The 17,718-nt window shown below is 62.4% G+C and carries 15 protein-coding genes; 14 read left to right on the top strand and 1 reads right to left on the bottom strand.

The features are described from left to right. Positions 1-3 precede the first annotated feature (3 nt). From narH to C4K38_RS17985, 13 genes are all read left to right on the top strand, one after another. Positions 4-1,542: a nitrate reductase subunit beta gene (narH, locus tag C4K38_RS18050; RefSeq protein ID WP_053279553.1), complete on the top strand. Its 1,539-nt coding sequence runs from the start codon at positions 4-6 to the stop codon at positions 1,540-1,542. Between the two features lie 2 nt (positions 1,543-1,544). Further along, on the top strand, positions 1,545-2,300 hold the full coding sequence (narJ, locus tag C4K38_RS18045) for a nitrate reductase molybdenum cofactor assembly chaperone (RefSeq protein ID WP_053279552.1): 756 nt from the start codon (positions 1,545-1,547) through the stop codon (positions 2,298-2,300). Further along, the gene (gene narI / locus C4K38_RS18040; protein ID WP_009049445.1) at positions 2,293-2,973 is read left to right on the top strand and encodes a respiratory nitrate reductase subunit gamma; all 681 of its coding nucleotides are present in this window, start codon (positions 2,293-2,295) and stop codon (positions 2,971-2,973) included. Before narJ ends, narI begins: the two co-directional genes overlap by 8 nt. A 10-nt stretch (positions 2,974-2,983) precedes the next feature. Continuing rightward, on the top strand, positions 2,984-3,946 hold the full coding sequence (locus C4K38_RS18035; RefSeq protein WP_053279551.1) for a peptidylprolyl isomerase: 963 nt from the start codon (positions 2,984-2,986) through the stop codon (positions 3,944-3,946). Between the two features lie 10 nt (positions 3,947-3,956). Then, a complete protein-coding gene (gene moaA, locus C4K38_RS18030; protein WP_053279550.1) occupies positions 3,957-4,949 on the top strand; it encodes a GTP 3',8-cyclase MoaA in 993 nt (330 codons plus the stop codon). A gap of 946 nt (positions 4,950-5,895) precedes the next feature. Beyond that, a complete protein-coding gene (locus C4K38_RS18020; RefSeq protein ID WP_053279549.1) occupies positions 5,896-7,908 on the top strand; it encodes a ribonucleoside triphosphate reductase in 2,013 nt (670 codons plus the stop codon). 32 nt (positions 7,909-7,940) lie between these two features. Then, the gene (gene nrdD, locus C4K38_RS18015) at positions 7,941-8,108 is read left to right on the top strand and encodes an anaerobic ribonucleoside-triphosphate reductase (RefSeq protein WP_025810414.1); all 168 of its coding nucleotides are present in this window, start codon (positions 7,941-7,943) and stop codon (positions 8,106-8,108) included. Further along, positions 8,105-8,800, top strand: a complete 696-nt coding sequence (locus C4K38_RS18010) for an anaerobic ribonucleoside-triphosphate reductase activating protein (protein ID WP_172833175.1) — start codon at positions 8,105-8,107, stop codon at positions 8,798-8,800. Before nrdD ends, C4K38_RS18010 begins: the two co-directional genes overlap by 4 nt. A 288-nt stretch (positions 8,801-9,088) precedes the next feature. Beyond that, positions 9,089-11,164, top strand: a complete 2,076-nt coding sequence (locus C4K38_RS18005; RefSeq protein ID WP_053279547.1) for a type VI secretion system Vgr family protein — start codon at positions 9,089-9,091, stop codon at positions 11,162-11,164. After that, positions 11,161-12,009 (top strand): DUF4123 domain-containing protein, encoded by an 849-nt coding sequence (locus C4K38_RS18000; protein ID WP_053279546.1) that lies wholly within the window; start codon positions 11,161-11,163, stop codon positions 12,007-12,009. Before C4K38_RS18005 ends, C4K38_RS18000 begins: the two co-directional genes overlap by 4 nt. Further along, positions 12,006-12,800 (top strand): hypothetical protein, encoded by a 795-nt coding sequence (locus tag C4K38_RS17995; RefSeq protein WP_053279545.1) that lies wholly within the window; start codon positions 12,006-12,008, stop codon positions 12,798-12,800. The genes C4K38_RS18000 and C4K38_RS17995 overlap by 4 nt, the downstream gene beginning before the upstream one ends. 95 nt (positions 12,801-12,895) lie before the next feature. After that, entirely contained in the window at positions 12,896-13,684 is a 789-nt protein-coding gene (locus tag C4K38_RS17990; RefSeq protein WP_025810419.1) for a hypothetical protein, read from the top strand. After that, on the top strand, positions 13,681-15,894 hold the full coding sequence (locus C4K38_RS17985) for a lipase family protein (protein WP_053279544.1): 2,214 nt from the start codon (positions 13,681-13,683) through the stop codon (positions 15,892-15,894). Before C4K38_RS17990 ends, C4K38_RS17985 begins: the two co-directional genes overlap by 4 nt. A gap of 36 nt (positions 15,895-15,930) precedes the next feature. On the opposite strand, the gene soxR is transcribed toward C4K38_RS17985, so the two are convergent. Next, positions 15,931-16,416 carry a redox-sensitive transcriptional activator SoxR gene (gene soxR / locus C4K38_RS17980; protein ID WP_053279543.1) on the bottom strand — a complete coding sequence of 162 codons (486 nt, stop codon included), beginning with the start codon at positions 16,414-16,416 and terminating at the stop codon, positions 15,931-15,933. A gap of 95 nt (positions 16,417-16,511) precedes the next feature. Between soxR and C4K38_RS17975 the strand changes: the two genes are divergently transcribed. After that, positions 16,512-17,708, top strand: a complete 1,197-nt coding sequence (locus tag C4K38_RS17975) for an efflux RND transporter periplasmic adaptor subunit (protein ID WP_053279542.1) — start codon at positions 16,512-16,514, stop codon at positions 17,706-17,708. Positions 17,709-17,718: the final 10 nt, after the last annotated feature.

The following is a 17,718-nucleotide window of genomic DNA, read 5'->3' as shown; positions in this document are numbered from 1 at the left end:
GTCATGAAGATTCGTTCACAAATCGGCATGGTCCTGAACCTGGACAAATGCATCGGCTGCCATACCTGCTCGATCACCTGCAAGAACGTCTGGACCAGCCGCGAAGGCATGGAATACGCCTGGTTCAACAACGTCGAGACCAAGCCCGGGATCGGCTACCCGAAAGAATGGGAAAACCAGGACAAGTGGAAGGGCGGCTGGGTGCGCAACGCCAACGGCTCGATCAACCCACGCATCGGCGGCAAGTTCCGGGTGCTGGCGAACATCTTCGCCAACCCCGACCTGCCGAGCCTCGACGACTACTACGAGCCGTTCGACTTCGACTACCAGCACCTGCACACCGCGCCCCTGGGCGACCACCAGCCGACCGCGCGGCCGCGCTCGGTGGTGTCCGGCAAGCGCATGGAAAAGATCGAGTGGGGGCCGAACTGGGAGGAGATCCTCGGCAGCGAGTTCGCCAAGCGGCGCAAGGACAAGAACTTCGACCAGATCCAGGCGGACATCTACGGCGAATACGAAAACACTTTCATGATGTACCTGCCGCGCCTGTGCGAGCACTGCCTGAACCCGGCGTGCGCGGCGTCCTGCCCGAGCGGGGCGATCTACAAGCGCGAAGAGGACGGCATCGTCCTGATCGACCAGGAGAAGTGCCGCGGCTGGCGCATGTGCATCAGCGGCTGCCCGTACAAGAAGATCTATTTCAACTGGAAGAGCGGCAAGTCGGAGAAGTGCATCTTCTGCTACCCACGGATCGAGGCAGGCATGCCCACCGTGTGCGCCGAGACCTGTGTCGGGCGCATCCGCTACCTCGGCGTGCTGCTGTATGACGCCGACCGCATCGCCGAGGTGGCGAGCACCGCCAGCGAGCAGGACCTGTACGAGAAGCAGCTGGAAATCTTCCTCGACCCGCATGACCCGGCGGTGATCCGCCAGGCCCTGGAAGACGGGGTTCCGCAGTCGGTGATCGACGCTGCGCAGCGTTCGCCGGTGTACAAGATGGCGGTGGACTGGAAGCTCGCGCTGCCGCTGCACCCGGAATACCGCACCTTGCCGATGGTCTGGTACGTGCCGCCGCTGTCGCCGATCCAGAACGCCGCGGCCGCCGGCACTGTGGGCATGAACGGGGTGATCCCGGATGTCGACAGCCTGCGCATTCCCCTGCGTTACCTGGCCAACCTGCTGACCGCGGGCGACGAGAAACCGGTCAAGCGCGCCCTCAAGCGCCTGTTGGCGATGCGTGCCTACAAGCGTGCCGAGCAGGTCGAAGGCGTGCAGGACCTGCAGGTGCTCGAAGAGGTCGGCCTGAGTGTGAGCCAGGTCGAGGAGATGTACCGCTACCTGGCCATCGCCAACTACGAAGACCGCTACGTGGTGCCCAGCGCGCACCGCGAGGAAGCCATGAGCGATGCCTTCGCCGAGCGTTCCGGTTGCGGCTTCAGTTTCGGCAGCGGCTGCAGCGGCAGCTCCGACACCAACATGTTCGGGGCGAAGAAGGCCAACCGCCGCGACGTCCTGAAAACCGTGCAGCTGTGGGAGGAATGAGCATGCGCATCCTTAAAGTGATTTCGCTGCTGCTCGACTACCCGAGCGAAACCCTGGTCGAGGGCCGCGACGAGCTGGAGCAGGCGATCATCCAGGCCCGGGAAATCAGCCCGAAGCAGCGCGGTGCGCTGTTCGAGTTGCTGGAGCTGATCTGCACCAACGACCTGATGGATGGCCAGGAGCATTACGGCGCGCTGTTCGGCCGTGGTCGCTCGCTGTCGCTGCTGCTGTTCGAGCATGTGCACGGCGAATCCCGCGACCGCGGCCAGGCCATGGTCGACATGCTTGCCCAGTACGAAGCCGCCGGCTTTGCCATCGGCATCAAGGAGCTGCCGGACTATATCCCGCTGTACCTGGAGTTCCTCTCCACCCGCGACGACCTCGAGGCCCGCGAGGGCCTGGCCGATGTCGCGCACCTGCTGGCCTTGCTCGCGGCACGCCTGGAGGAACGCGAGAGCGCCTACGCCAGTTGCTTCCGCGCCTTGCTGCAAATCGCTGGCGAGGAGCCGCACCAGGCGGTGGCCGACCTGCGCGAACAGGTGGCGGCCGAGCAACGCGACGACTCCCTCGAAGCCCTGGACAAGATCTGGGAAGAGGAGGCGGTGGACTTTCTCAAGGCCGAGCAGCAGGAACGTTGCAGCGCCATGCCAAGCGCGCCGGGCAAGCCCCGGGAGGAAAGCGCGGTACCGCTGCACTGGGTGGATTTTCAGCATCAGGGGCTGGCCGCCGCGCCAGCCGGGGAGGTGGGCAATGTCTAAGTGGAATCTGTTGGTGTTCGGGATCTATCCCTATGTCGCCCTGGCGATCTGCCTGCTGGGCAGCTGGGCGCGCTTCGACCTGTCGCAGTACAGCTGGAAGGCCGGCTCCAGCCAGATGCTCGACAACCGCGGCATGCGGGTGGCCAGCAACCTGTTCCATGTCGGCGTGCTGTTTGTGCTGGCCGGGCACTTCGTCGGCCTGCTGACCCCGGCCTCGGTCTATCACCATGTGATCAGCACCGAGCACAAGCAGTTGCTGGCGATGGTCTCCGGCGGTTTCTTCGGCCTGCTGTGCCTGATCGGTTTGCTGATGCTGATCAAGCGCCGCCTCACCGATCCACGGGTGCGCGCTACCTCGAGCCCCTCGGACATCCTGATCCTGCTGGTGCTGCTGGCGCAGTTGCTGCTCGGCCTGCTGACCATAGTCGCCTCCACCGCCCATATGGACGGCTCGGTGATGGTGATGCTCGCCGACTGGGCGCAGAACACTGTGATGTTGCGGCCCATGGATGCGGCGGCGGCCATCGCGCCGGTCGGCCTGACCTACAAGCTGCACGTGTTCCTCGGCCTGACCCTGTTCGTACTCTTCCCCTTTACCCGCCTGGTGCACATGGTCAGCGCGCCGGTCTGGTACCTGGGACGGCGTTATCAAATCGTTCGGCAGAAAATTTGAGGAGGTTGTCATGTCTGGATGTGGATGTGGCGGCGGTAAAGGCGGCAGCGGCGGTTGCGGGTCTTCGGCCCGCGAAGAACCGCTGCTGCCAGAGAGTGAAGTGGAAGTGGGCGTGCAGGCTTTCACGCCGCCGGGCCATGAGCCCGTGGCCACTGACGAGGCGCCCGTGCAACTGATCGCCAGCAGTGAGCAGGAGTGGCCGATCATCAGCGTCAACCAGGTGCCGATCACCCCGCAGGCGCTGGCCCAGGAGCTGCAATACCATCCGGCGGCCAGCCGCGAGGAGGCGGTGTATCAGGCGGCCAGGGCGCTGGTGATCCGCGAGCTGTTGCAGCAGCGCATCGCCGAACTCGGCCTGACCCTGCAGATCGGCGCCGGCGAGAACGAGGAGGAGGCCGCCACCCGCTTGCTGCTCGAACGCGAGGTGCAGGTGCCGGAGTGCGACGAGGCCACGTGCTGGCGTTACTACGACAACAACCGCGGGCGCTTTCACAGCGCTCCGTTGTTGGCGGTGCGGCACATCCTCCTCGAATGCGCGCCAGACGATGCCGGCGCGCGCAGCACGGCCCAGGTCCAGGCGGAAATCCTGCTGCAACGCCTGGACGAGTTGCCCGACAGTTTCGCTGCACTGGCGCTGAAGTATTCGGCCTGCCCGTCGAAGGCCCAGGGCGGCTCCCTGGGGCAGATCAGCAAGGGCCAGACCGTGCCGGAACTGGAGCGCCAGCTGTTCAGCCTGGCGCCGGGGCTGGCGGCCAAGCCGCTGGAAAGCCGTTATGGCTGGCATGTGGTCAGCGTCGACCAGCGGGTCGAGGGCCAGGCGCTGCCTTATGAGGCGGTGGCGACGGCGATCCGCAACCAGCTGCAACAGGGCGTCTGGCAGAAGGCGGTGGTGCAGTACCTGCAAACTCTGATCGGCGCCGCGGACATCCGTGGCATTCATCTGCAAGGCGCCGACTCGCCGCTGGTGCAGTAAGGGGAAGGCCATGAGCAATCTGATGCAGGACGGCTTCGGGCGGCAGATCGACTACCTGCGGATGTCGGTGACCGACCGTTGCGATTTTCGCTGCGTGTATTGCATGGCGAAGAACATGACCTTCCTGCCGCGCCAGCAGGTGCTGACCCTGGAGGAGTTGCAGCGCCTGGCGGCGCTGTTCGTCGGCCAGGGTGTGCGCAAGATCCGCCTCACTGGCGGCGAGCCGCTGATTCGCCCGGGCATAGTCGGCCTGTGCCGCAACATCGCGGCCTTGCCGGGCCTGCGCGAACTGGTGATGACCAGCAACGGCTCGCAGCTCGAGCGCCTGGCCCGGCCGCTGGCGGAGGCCGGGGTCAAGCGCATGAACATCAGCCTCGATAGCCTGGACGGGCAGAAGTTTCGCGCCATCACCCGCAACGGCGATCTCGACCAGGTGCTGCGCGGCATCGAGGTGGCGCGCGGGGCGGGGTTCGAGCGGGTCAAGCTCAACTGCGTGGTGATGAAGGGCCGCAACTTCGAGGAGGTGCCACAGCTGGTGCAGTACGCCATCGAGCAGGGCATCGACATCAGCTTCATCGAGGAAATGCCCCTGGGCGACGTCGGTCGTTCCTGGGGCGAGTCTTTCTGTTCCAGCGATGAGGTGCGGGCGCTGATCGCCAGCCGCCATGCCTTGCTCGACAGCACCGAGAACAGCGGCGGGCCGGCGCGTTACGTGCGGCTGGAGCGCCATCCGCGGACGCGCATTGGTTTTATCTCGCCCAACAGCCATAACTTCTGTGGCAGCTGCAATCGGGTACGGATGACTGTCGAAGGCAAGCTGTTGCTGTGCCTGGGGCAGGACGATGCCCTGGACCTGCGCGGTTTGCTGCGGCGTTATCCGTTGGACGACCAGCCATTGATCGATGCCTTGCAGCAGGGGTTGCGGCGTAAGCCGTTGCGGCATGATTTCAATCCTGGAGGTACGGTGCAGGTGGTGAGGTTTATGAATATGAGTGGGGGGTGAGATTGGGGGTATATCCGTTGCTGCGGTAACGGCTACTTAGGGTTCCGCCCTTACGGCGGGTCACTTTGGAAGAGCGCCAAAGTAACCAAAGCGCTTTGCCCCACCACTCGGCACCTCGCCTAGGCTCGGTGTGCCCGAACGGAGGCATTACGGAACGGGCCGCCGCCACGGGCCATCCATGGCCCGGGGCGGCTAAACCGGCATCCCTGCCGGTTTACCCGCTCCGTAATACCTCCGTTCGGCCAGCGTGGTTAACGGGGCGGGTAGATCAAGATCAAAAGCCAAAGCCAAAGCCAAAGCCAAAGCCAAGGCTAAGGTCGGGCGAAGCTTGCTGCTTTTGCCACGCTACGGCTCTTCTGCCGGACAGGCTTTGTGTAGCCGCTGCCGAGCGCAGCGAGGCTGCGATCTGCCCGCAGGGCCGCTAAACCTGACACCTCGTAGGATCTGGGGATACGTGGTGCCTGCCTGGCGAGTCCTTCGGCCTCGATCGCAGCCTCGCTGCGCTCGGCAGCGGCTACAGAGGCTGCGTTTTCAGCCAGGCCAGCCGGTAGGCTGCCGTCTTGCTTTTGATCTGAGCGCCCCGTTAACCACGATGGCCGAACGCAGGCATTGAGCCGTGGGTAACCCGGCAGGGATGCCGGGTTAGCCGCCCCAGGCCATGGATGGCCTGTGGCGGCGGCCCACGGATCAATGCCGGAGTGAGGGCATGCCGAGCCTAGGCGAGGCACCGAGTGGGGGGCGAAGCGTTTTGGTTACTTTGGCGCTCTTCCAAAGTGACCCGCCGTAAGGGCGGAACCTTAGGTAGCCGTTACCGCAGAAATGGATATGTACACAAACCAAAAAATACTTGATCGCGATCAATGGCAATCCAACGCGCTCTCCGTAATCTCACTGCATCTTGTGCCTTAAGAATTAAAAACATCTATATGTAGTATGTGGAGGTCAAATGCACAGCACGCTGATCAGGGTGGGCAACAACCGCCTGCACAAACGCGATGGCAGCCTGGTTGCCTTCGATGCGGACAAGATCCGCCAGGCGTTGATCGCCGCCGGCAAGGCCAGCGGCGAGTACGCCGAAGTCGAGGCCGAGGGCTTGCTCAAGGCGGTGCTGGCCCACCTTGAAGGGCATGCGCGGTTGCATGTGGAGCAGATCCAGGACCGGGTCGAGCGGGTGCTGATGGACGCCGGGTTCTTCCTCGCCATGCGCGCCTACATCGTCTACCGCGAACAGCACGGGCGCCTGCGCCGCGACCGCAAGACCCTGGTCGAGGTGGCGGCCTCGATGAACGAATACCTCGACCGCGAGGACTGGCGAGTGCAGGCCAACGCCAACCAGGGCTATTCCCTGGGCGGGCTGGTGCTCAACGTGTCCGGCAAGGTCACCGCCAACTACTGGCTGGACGAGGTCTACAGCCAAGCTATCGGTCGCGCCCATCGCGAGGCGGACCTGCATATCCACGACCTCGACATGCTCGCCGGCTACTGTGCCGGCTGGTCCCTGCGCAGCCTGTTGCATGAAGGCCTCAATGGCGTGCCGGGGCGGGTCGAGGCCGGGCCGCCCCGGCACCTGAGCAGCGCCCTGGGGCAGATGGTGAATTTCCTCGGCACCTTGCAGAACGAATGGGCCGGGGCCCAGGCCTTCAGTTCCTTCGACACCTATCTGGCGCCCTATGTGCGCAAGGACCGCCTGAGCTACCCCCAGGTGCGCCAGGCGATCCAGGAGTTCATCTACAACCTCAATGTGCCGTCGCGCTGGGGCACCCAGACGCCCTTTACCAACCTGACCTTCGACTGGGTCTGCCCGGAGGATCTGCGCGAGCAGGTCCCGGTGATCGGCGGCGAGGAAATGCCCTTTGCCTATGGCGAGCTGCAAGCGGAAATGGACCTGCTCAACCGCGCCTATATCGAAGTGATGCAGGCCGGCGACGCCAAGGGCCGGGTGTTCACCTTTCCGATCCCGACCTACAACATCACCCATGACTTTCCCTGGGACAGCGAGAACGCCGACCGCCTGTTCGAGATGACCGCCCGCTATGGGCTGCCGTATTTCCAGAACTTCCTCAATTCGGACATGCAGCCCAACCAGGTGCGCTCCATGTGCTGCCGCCTGCAACTGGACGTGCGCGAGCTGCTCAAGCGCGGCGGCGGCCTGTTCGGCTCGGCGGAGCAGACCGGCTCCCTGGGCGTGGTGACGATCAACTGCGCGCGCCTGGGCCATGTGTTCAAGGGTAATACCAGCGGCCTGCTGCAACGCCTGGACGCGCTGATGGAGCTGGCGATGGAGAGCCTGGAGGTCAAGCGCAAGGTGATCCAGCACCATATGGACGCCGGCCTGTACCCCTACACCCAGCGTTACCTGGGCACGCTGCGCAATCACTTCTCGACCATCGGCCTCAATGGCCTGCACGAAATGCTGCGCAACTTCAGCGGCGACGAGCAGGGCATGCACACCGAGCAGGGCCGCCAGTTCGCCCTCAGGCTGCTGGACCATGCGCGCGCGACCCTGGTGCGCTTCCAGGAGGAAACCGGCCACCTCTACAACCTCGAGGCGACCCCGGCCGAAGGCACCACCTACCGCTTTGCCAAGGAAGACCTCAAGCGCTACCCCGGCATTCTCCAAGCAGGGAGTCGCGAGGCGCCGTACTACACCAACTCCTCGCAGTTGCCCGTCGGCTATACCGACGATCCGTTCGAGGCCCTGGAACTGCAGGACGAACTGCAATGCAAATACACCGGCGGCACCGTGCTGCACCTGTACATGGCCGAGCGGATTTCCTCGGCCCAGGCCTGCAAGCAACTGGTGCGCAAGGCCCTGGGGCGCTTCCGCCTGCCGTACCTGACGGTGACCCCGACCTTTTCCATCTGCCCGGTGCATGGCTACCTCGACGGCGAACACGAGTTCTGCCCCAAGTGTGACCAAGCCCTGCTGCATGCCCAGGCTACGGACACCGTGCACTGACCTGCCTTCCCCCAACCGCAAGGAGTTTGACCATGAGCGCACAACACACATTGCCCCAGGCGCAACGCCAGCGCTGCGAAGTCTGGACCCGGGTGATGGGGTATCACCGCCCGGTCTCGGCGTTCAACCCGGGTAAACAGTCCGAGCACCGCGAGCGCGTGCACTTCACCGAACAGGCGACCGCGGCAGGGCGCCAATGAGCCGAAAGATGCGGGTCGGGGGCATGGTGCCCCTGACCACCCTCGACTACCCGGGGCTGCTCGCCTGCGTGCTGTTCTGCCAGGGCTGCGCCTGGCGTTGCCGTTACTGCCACAACCCGCAACTGATCCCGCCGCGGGGCAACGAGGAGCTGGACTGGTGCCGGGTCCTGAGTTTCCTGCAACGCCGCCAGGACCTGCTGGACGCGGTGGTGTTCAGTGGCGGCGAGCCGACCCTGCAGGACGGTTTGCCGGGGGCGATGGACGAAGTGCGCGCCATGGGCTTTCGCATTGGCCTGCACAGTGCCGGTATCAAGCCGGCGGCCTTTGCCCGGGCGGTGGCCGGCGCCGACTGGGTCGGCTTCGACGTCAAGGCCCTGGCCGAAGACGCCTCGATGCTCACCGGCGTCCCGGGCAGCGGCAAGGCCAACTGGCGCAGCCTGGAGCTGTTACTGGCCAGCGGCGTCGACTACGAATGCCGCACCACCGTGCATTGGCACCTGTTGCAGCCGGCGCGCCTGCTGCTCCTCGGCCAGCGCCTGCAAGCCCTGGGGGTCAAGCGCTTCGCCGTGCAGATGGTGCGCACCGCGCGCATGCTCGACCCGCAATTGCCCAGCACACCGCAACAGGTGCTGGTGCCCGACCTGTGGCAGCACCTGCGCGAGATGTTCCCGGTGTTTGTGTTGCGCGGTTAGGGTAGGGTGTGGGTAGCCGTTCAGTACCGATGTCGATTCGACCCTTGCATTAACCTTGGCGCCCTCCGGGCATCAAGGTTGTTCAATATCGTGGCCGGTGTTCGATGCTCCGTCTCTCCTCATTTGCTCCCTCCGTGTGGTAGGAGCAAATCTGCTTTGCTCGACCGAATTTCAGAAACCTCCCACATACACCCCCAGCGCAAATTGCTAGCTTCGCTGCAACAAAACCTCAGCAGGATTTCCAAAGACCTGCCAGGGGCACTGCTGTTCAGCTTGAGGAAAAGCAACATGTTTGCGCCTGCCCATACTGCGCATTTCACGCTCTCGATCCCCTCTGTTCGCCATGACTTCAGGGTGTTGGCTTTCGACGGCACCGAAGCCCTCAGCACCCTTTATGGGATCCGCGTCGAACTGGTCAGCGAGAACCCTGACTTCGACCTGGAGAGCCTGCTCAATCAGCCGGCCTTTCTCCGGTTCGGCCTCAACGGCGAAGGCCTGCATGGGCAGATCGAAGACCTGTACGTGGGGGAGACGGGCAAGCGCCTGACGCGTTATCACCTGACCCTGGTGCCGGTATTGCACTACCTGCAGTTCAGCTTCAACCAGCGGATCTTCCAGCACTTGACGGTGCCGCAAATTGTCGCCCAGGTGCTGGGCGGCCATGGCATCCAGCCCGACGCCTATACCTTCAATGTCAGTACCAGTCCGGAGCGTGAATACTGCACCCAGTACGAGGAAAGCGATTTCGAGTTCGTCCAGCGCTTGTGCGCCGAGGACGGCATCGCCTGGCACCATCAGCATTCGGCCGAGGGCCATCTACTGGTGTTCAGCGATGACCAGACTTTTTTCCCCATGCTGGGGGATACGCCGTACCAACAGGATACGGGCACGGTAGCGGACCATCCGGTGGTCAATCGGTTCTCCCAGCGTTTCAGTACCCGTACCAGCACCGTAACGCGTCGCGACTACGATCTGAAACGTCCCAACCTGGTGCTCGAAAGCCAGTTCACCGCGGAGTTTCAGCCGGCGCTCGAGGACTATCGCTACCCCGCACCTATCACCACGCTGGAGCGCGGCAAGGTGTTGGCCAGGCAGGCCCTGGAGCGGCACCGCGTCGACTATCAGTTGGCCGAAGGCCAAAGCAATCAGCCGACGCTGCGCAGCGGGCACTTCTTCAACCTGACCGAACATCCGCGCAAGAGCTGCAATGACTTGTGGTTGCTGTTGAGCGTCACCCACTCCGGCCGACAACCGCAATCGCTGGAAGAGTCCGTCACCCGTGAGATTCGCTCCGAAGACGGGTTCACCCAGGGCTACCGCAACAGCTTCACCGCAATTCCGTGGGACGTATTTTTCCGTCCACCATTGCTGACGCGCCGGTCGCTGTCTGGCAGCCAGACCGCCCGGGTCACCGGCCCGGCCGGAGAGGAAATCTTTTGCGATGAGTTTGGCCGGGTGAAGGTCGAACTCCATTGGGACCGCCTGGAGCTGGGTAGCGACAAGAGCAGTTGCTGGCTACGAGTAGCGTCAAGCTGGGCCGGAGAAAACTTCGGCGCGGTGACCATTCCCCGCATTGGCATGGAAGTGGTGGTGAGCTTTCTGGAAGGCAACCCGGACCACCCGTTGATTACCGGCGTGGTGCCAAACAAGACCACGCCCGTACCGTACCCGCTGCCGGCGAACAAGAGCAAAACCGTATTGCGCAGCCACAGCACACCGCACAGCGGCGGCTACAACGAACTGTCGATCGAGGATCGGTCCGGGCAGGAAAAAGTCTACCTGCGCGCGCAACGTGATCTCGAGCAACTGATCCTCAACGACAGCGACACCGCGATCGGCAACGACCGGCGCGAACAGATCACCCGGAACAGCCACAGCCTGATCGGCAACGACCGTTTTGATCAGGTGGACAGCAACAGCTCCAGTCTGGTCAAGGGTGATGAACTGCACACTACCCAAGGCGTACGGAACACCCAGATCGGTGGCAATGAGCTGCTCTCCATCTCGGGCAATGGCAGCATCACCGTAGGCGGAACCTGGGTCGTGCAGGCGGGGCCACAGGCCCGGGTCACTGCCACCAATGTGGTGGTCGATGCGAGCACAAGCCTGACACTCAAAGCGGGTGGGCAGCACATTGTCATTACCCCTGGGGGGATCTTCAGCAGCGTGCCTATCGTCCTGGGCGGAGCACCTGTAGCAGGCATTGCGCCACAGCAGGCCCTACAGGCACTGGCCGAGGAGCCGCAGACCATCGTTGCCAATTCGTTGGCGCTCGTTGCTGCCGCCAAGCAGCGTGCTGCGGAATTCTGCCCACTCTGCGAAGCCTGTCGCGACGGGCAGTGCGCTATTGGAGAGGTTGCATGAGTACGCCCGAACAATGGATGCGCGTCCAGGGTGAGCTCGGCCAGCGCCTCTACCTGATCCTGGACTCCGTTGGTCAACTGGATGAGCGCAATGCGCTGCTCAACGAGTGGGACAACGACCAGTACCGCAATCTGTATAGCGGTACACCCGCCAGTTCGCTGGCGGCGGTGGCGCCGTACCTGTTTCAACTCGATACCCTTGATCATCCGATTATCCAGGCACTGCTCAAGTCGCCTGAACGGCATTGGGGGTGGCTGGCCAGCAGTGCAAGCGGCGATCTGGATCTGTTGACCCAGCATTGGCGCGCTCGCCTGGTGACAGGCGAGCGGCCGAATCAGGCCCTCTATCGTTTTCATGACAATCGCGTCCTGGGGCGAGCCTTGGCACATCTGCGCCCTGAACAACGCAGCGAATTCCTCGGGCCGATAGCCAGCGTGTGTTACTGGCAGGATGGACAATGGGCGGCCGCCTACAATCCCGCACCGGGCGAGTACGCAGTACCGCTCGACCCGGCCTGGCTCGCTGTCCCCTCGGCCCCGGACACGGCGGCAGGCATTCAGATCGACAACGCCCGGCGTTACCTGATGGTTGAGCAGATGGAGCAGTTGGCCGAGCTTGCCAGACAACAGGATGCGGACACCTGGATACAGGCTCAGTTAGAGTTGGCCCGCACATGGGGCTGGCTGGCACCTGAACAAGTTCGGTTCCTGCTCGTTCAACGCTTGCAAGCACCAGGCGATGCACTGCCTAAGTCCTGGTCACCTCAACTCGACGAAACACCCCAGGCGCATTTTCAGCGCGTGTATCAGGAAGTGCAGTTTTGGCAAGGAGACGCCACCGTATGAACCGAACCCTTCAAAGCCTGATCCTCATCAGCAGCCTGGCGCTGGTACAGGGCTGCGCGGCCCTGGGCAAGTCCAACAGCTTCACCCTCACGGCTGACTTGCCACCGGACTTCGCCTATGTCGCGTCGGTGTATTACGTGCCCGCCAAAGGGCAAACCTGCACCGTGCCGAGGGCAGACAATCTGGTGCCGCAGTTCAACCGGGAGTGGCGCACCGAATACAAGCCGGATGCGCAAATCGAGATACGTCGGACTCGCAAGGATTGCGAGTTGGTGGTTGATCACGTCGAGCTGGAAATCAACGCGACCTATGGTAAGGACTGGGGCGATTTGGGGCGCGAATATGCCCGGGTTTCGGTGCGCACAGAACTGCCGGAAGCGGTCAAGGGTACGTTCGACGCAGCCGGGAAAAGTGAGTTTTCCGGCCAGTGCCAGTGGCTGTTCCGTACGTCCGGAGGCCTGCGCCGTCTTGTGAAAATCCTCGATTGCAAGAAGATCGATGCGGACGGTGAGGTGCTGAAGAGTCGTCCCTTTGCGGCCTATACCCTCGACGAGCTGCCGGGTAAAACCGTGAAGATGAAGATCAAGCTGGCCGATGAGGAAAGGCCATACATGAAGGACACCTGGGTCAAGGTGCCCGGCGGTTGGAAACGCTGCATGGGCAAAGGATTCGAAGACCAATATGCATTCTGCTACGGCAACTACAAGGATTTCAGTACCTTCAGAATGCCCGGCGGCCGTATCTGCACCATTTATCCAGGCTGCACCGAAGACAAGGAGGTGACCCCATGAGCCTTGAGCCGATGGAAGAATGGGAGCGGCCTTTCTTCGATACGCGCATGCATGCTTGTCCGATGCAGACACATTCGACCAGTTTTCAGGAGGTTGTGAAACGAACCCTGCAAAGCCTGATGCTTGGCAGTTGTCTGGCACTGACACAGGGCTGCGTCGCCAAGTCCAACAGCTTTACCTTTACTGCCGACTTACCTCCGAACTTCTCATATGTTGCGTCGGTGTATTACGTACCTGCCAAAGGGCAAACCTGCACCGTGCCGAGAGCCGACAACCTGGCGCCGCAGTTCAACCGTGAGTGGCGAACTGAATACAAGCCGGATGCGCAAATCGAGATACGCCGAACCCGCAAAGGCTGCGAGTTGGTGGTTGATCACGTCGAACTGGAAATCAACGCGATCTATGGACCGGACTGGAGTGACTTTGGGCGTGAATATGCCCGGGTTTCGGTACGCGCAGAACTGCCGGAAGCGGTTAAAGGTACGTTCAACCCCGCTGGGGAAAGTGAATTTTCCGGCCAGTGCCAGTGGCTGTTTCGTACGATTGGACCCAACCGCTATATCACCAAGATCCTCGACTGCAAAAAGACGGATGCGTCCGGTGAGCTATTGAGGAACCGTCCCTTTGCAGCCTACACCCTCGAAGAGCTACCGGGTAAAACCGTGAGGATGAAGATCAAGCTGGCCGAAGAGGAAAGGCCGTACATGAAGGACACCTGGGTCAAGGTGCCTGGTGGTTGGAAGCGCTGCATGGGCAAAGGATTCGAAGATCAATATGCATTCTGCTACGGCAACTATAAGGATTTCAGTACCTTCAGAATGCCCGGCGGTCGTAGCTGCACCATCTACCCGGGCTGCACCGAAGACAAGGAGGAGACCCCATGAGCCTTAAGCCTATAGAAGAGTGGGAGCTGCCTTTCTTCGATACACGCATGCATGCTTGCCCAGAGCGTACTCACTTGACCAGTTTTCAGTTGGTGGATGAGCGGGGAGATGGCAAGCCCTATGCCGGCTTGGCCTATGAGGTTACCGACTACGAGGGGGCCATCTACCTCGGTATTTTGGATGAAACCGGATCCGGAAAGGTCAATCGACACTATTGTGGGCCGGTAGTGCTCAAGCTTGATCAAGCCTATCAAGGGCTTGAGGATATCTATACAGCTTTAAGTGGGAGAGACCATTACCCGCTCCCTATCACCGAACTGCAAGTCCGTGCCGAAAAGACCCGCTTCTTGAACCCAAGCGGCGCCCGTACTCAGTCCAACCCCGCGCAAGACCAGGCTGACTTTTTCTGTCAAGTCGAGGTGAGCGAGTTGGTAGGGCATTGCGCCCACCTACCGCCCCTGGCGCCCCGTAACTTTCCGCCACAGCACCATGTGCACTCGCTGATGCGCCAGCCGGAATCGGGCGTTTCTAAACCTCCCCGGATTCGAGGTATTGCGCTATTGCCGAACAAACACCATGTGCTGGAGGTGCGTCCGCTGCGGGCTCTGAGCCCCTTATTCTCCATGGACAAAGAGTTCTGCTCGCTCAATCTGTACCAACTGGCACTGATGGCGACCCTGAGCTACAGCCCGTTTGGCCAGGTCCCTGATACACAGCCGGTGGTGAGCGATTGTGTGAGTTTCCCGACTCAGCCCAGCGTCGGTAACTGGTTTGGCGATGGGCTGGCCAGGTTCGATGAGCTTTGGCGGGTCGAAGCGAGCCAGGCGCCCAAGGAAACCTACTACCCCCTATATGCAGACGTGGCGTATTCCAAGCGCCTGGAAGTGATCCCTTTCGACCCTGAGCTATACCCAGAGGTGAACAGCCCTGAATTGGGCACGGACCAGGAACATCCCGCCAAGCTTCACTATCTGGACGATACGGACAAAACGAGGAGCACCGATTCTCAGGCGTTTATCACCCATAACGATGAGCTGGTTTTGCTGGCGATACGGGGGACGGCCGGCGGGGCTGATGTGCTGCGCGATATAGACGCTGCACAGGTGCCCTTCGAGGAGGGCGCGGGCAAGGTGCATAGTGGCTTCTATGGTTCCGCAAAAGTCGTTCGGGAATTTGTCACAACCTATCTGGATAAATTCTACAGCGGGCAGAAGCTGGTGATTACTGGCCATAGCTTGGGTGGGGCAGTGGCACTCTTGGTCGCCGAGATGCTACGACGCAACAAAAAATATGCAGCCGATATTTTGCTCTACACCTACGGCAGCCCCCGAGCAGGCGACAAGACCTTTGTCGAAAGCGCCCACGCGTTGAGGCACTACCGCATGGTCAACCAGAACGATCCGGTGCCGAGTGTCCCGGCTCCCTGGATGAAGACTTCCTGGGGCATGACTGGCCTGGGTGCCATTCTTACATTCGTCAACGTCCCCGCAGGATTGGCTGTGTTGGCCCTGAGCCCGGTGAACATGACCGGCGAACCTTATACGCACCAGGGTAGGCTGAGACATTTCATGCCGCTCTCGCTAAAGGGCGGTGACCGGTCTGCGATCCTCTGGACGCCGGGTTGTGAAACCGTCACCGAGCACGCAGGTGCGGTATGTGCCAAAGCGCTGAAGGCGGAAGGCGGTTTACCCGATCGTGGTGGACTGATACGTCAAATACTGGACAACGCCGATCACAAAATGGTGGCCAGCTACATCCCCCACTGCTGGGCTTCCTTACGTCGCTGGCAAGAGGCGCTGAAGCAGAAACGCGCCTCGGTGACGGGTACAGAGCTTTTCGAGGTAGACAAGGCCCTGGAGGAAATCACCAGGCAAATGATGAAGGAGATCTCCAATTCCACCCCAGCGGGAACGTTCAAGGCATCCCAGCTACAAGACGAAATCGCCAAGGTACGGGAGACCCGGCTTCGTCTGCTGGAATTAAGCAAAGACCCTGTCACTGAGGCGAAGGTCTACGGCTTGATCGCCAACCAGCCCGAGGTACTGGCAATGAGCTTGGAACGCTGGTTAGCGCACCCCTTCAATAGCACGCCTGAACAATTCGCGATGGCGCCACCAGATGCCGACAGCAACGATCGTGCGATTGCCGCCTTGGTGGGCGGCCACGTCCCGGGTGCCGCGTTCGATCTGAATATTGATACGATTGGCTGACGCTGATCACAAGACAGGGGTCAGCCATCGTCCGGATCAATCCGGCTCCTGCCCAGGGGCAACGACGATCTTCTGGTCCCCCAGCCAGCGCCGGGCGCCGCAGCCGTTGCGCGAGTAGATGTCCTCGGGGTTGTTGAGCCCGCAGTGTTCCAGCGACATGCAGCCGCAGCCTATGCATTCCTCCAGGTTCATGTTCAGCCGTTCGAGTTCGGCGATGCGTTGCTGCACCCGGGTTTTCCAGGTGGCGGTCAGGCGTCGCCAGTCCGCGCCCGCTGGTGCGGTGTTGATGGGCAGGCCGGTCAGTTGCTGGATGATTTCATCCAGCGAGAAACCGATGCGCTGGGCGAACACTATGTAGGCGATCCGCCTGAGGACCGAGCGCGGGTAGCGGCGGTGGCCGCTGCCCACGCGGATCGAGTGGAGCAGCCCGCGGGACTCGTAGAAACGCAGTGCCGAGGCCATGACGCCACTGCGCTGGGCGACTTCGGTGATGGTCAGCAGCGGCTCGCTTGATTTGTTCATGGGCCCTCCGAAGGGGCTTTACTTAAAGTTCACTTTAACTTTTATATTCCGCCTGCCTATAAATCAACAGTGCAGTGACAGCGGAGTCCACTTTCATGAATCGAATTCGCCGAGTGCTCGGTCGAAGCAGTTCTTCAACCCATCGACTGGGAGCGCTGTGCCTCCTGTTGGCGCTGGGCGGCTGTAACGAAAAGGGCGAGCCGGTCGCCGCCGCGGCGCCGGTGGTCGAGGTGACGACCGTGAGCGTGCAGGCGGTGCGTGAGTGGGACCTGTTCAATGGCCGCATCAGTGCGATCGATGCCGTCGACCTGCGGCCGCGGGTCAGCGGTTATGTCGACCGGGTGGCGTTCCGCGAGGGCGACGAGGTGGAAAAGGGCCAGACCCTGTTCGTCATCGACCCGCGTCCGTACCGCGAGGCGCTGGCCAGTGCCCAGGCCCGGCTGGCCCGGGCTCGCGCCACGGTGCGCCTGGCCACCGAGCAGGACCGCCGCGGCCAGGCGCTGGTCAAGCAGTCTGCGCTGTCGCGGGAGGAGGGCGACATTCGCAGCGCCTCCCTGGCCCAGGGCGTGGCGGATGTGAACGCGGCCGTCGCCGAGGTGGCCACGGCCCAGCTCAACCTCGACTTCACCCAGGTCCGCGCGCCGTTTTCCGGGCGCGTCGGGCGGGCCATGCTGACTCTCGGCAACCTGGCTCAGGCCGACCAGAGCATATTGACCAGCATCGTTTCCCAGGACCCGATGTACGTCTATTTCGACGCCGACGAGCAGAGCCTGCTGCGCTACACCGAACTGATGGGCAAGGGCCAGCGCCCGGGGGTGAGCAATACCGTGCGGGTCGGCCTGGCCAACGATGTCGGGACCTTCCCCCTGACCGGCACCGTGGACTTCCTGGATAACCAGGTCGACCCGGCCACCGGCACCATCCGTGTGCGCGCGGTGCTGCCCAACCCCGAGCGCCGGCTGACCGCGGGCCTGTTCGCCCGGGTGCGGCTTGAAGGCGGCAGCGAGACCCGCGCCGTGCTGATCGACGACCGCGCGGTGCAAACCGATCAGGACCGCAAATACGTGTACGTCATCGGCCCGCAAAACCAGGCCCTGCGCAAGGACGTGACCCTAGGTCGCCAGCTGGATGGCCTGCGGGTGATCAGCGCCGGGCTGGCGGCCGGCGATCGGGTGGTGCTGAACGGGGCGCAGAAGATCTTCTACCCGGGCATGGCAGTGGAGCCCAAGGAAATCGCCGCCCCCACGCAGCAGGCCTCGGCCGCCGCGCCCCAGACGCCATTGGCGAAATAAGGGAGAGCGG

Source organism: Pseudomonas chlororaphis subsp. piscium (assembly GCF_003850345.1).
Taxonomy (GTDB): Bacteria; Pseudomonadota; Gammaproteobacteria; order Pseudomonadales; family Pseudomonadaceae; genus Aquipseudomonas; species Aquipseudomonas piscium.
This window is presented reverse-complemented; position numbering and strand designations above follow the sequence as displayed.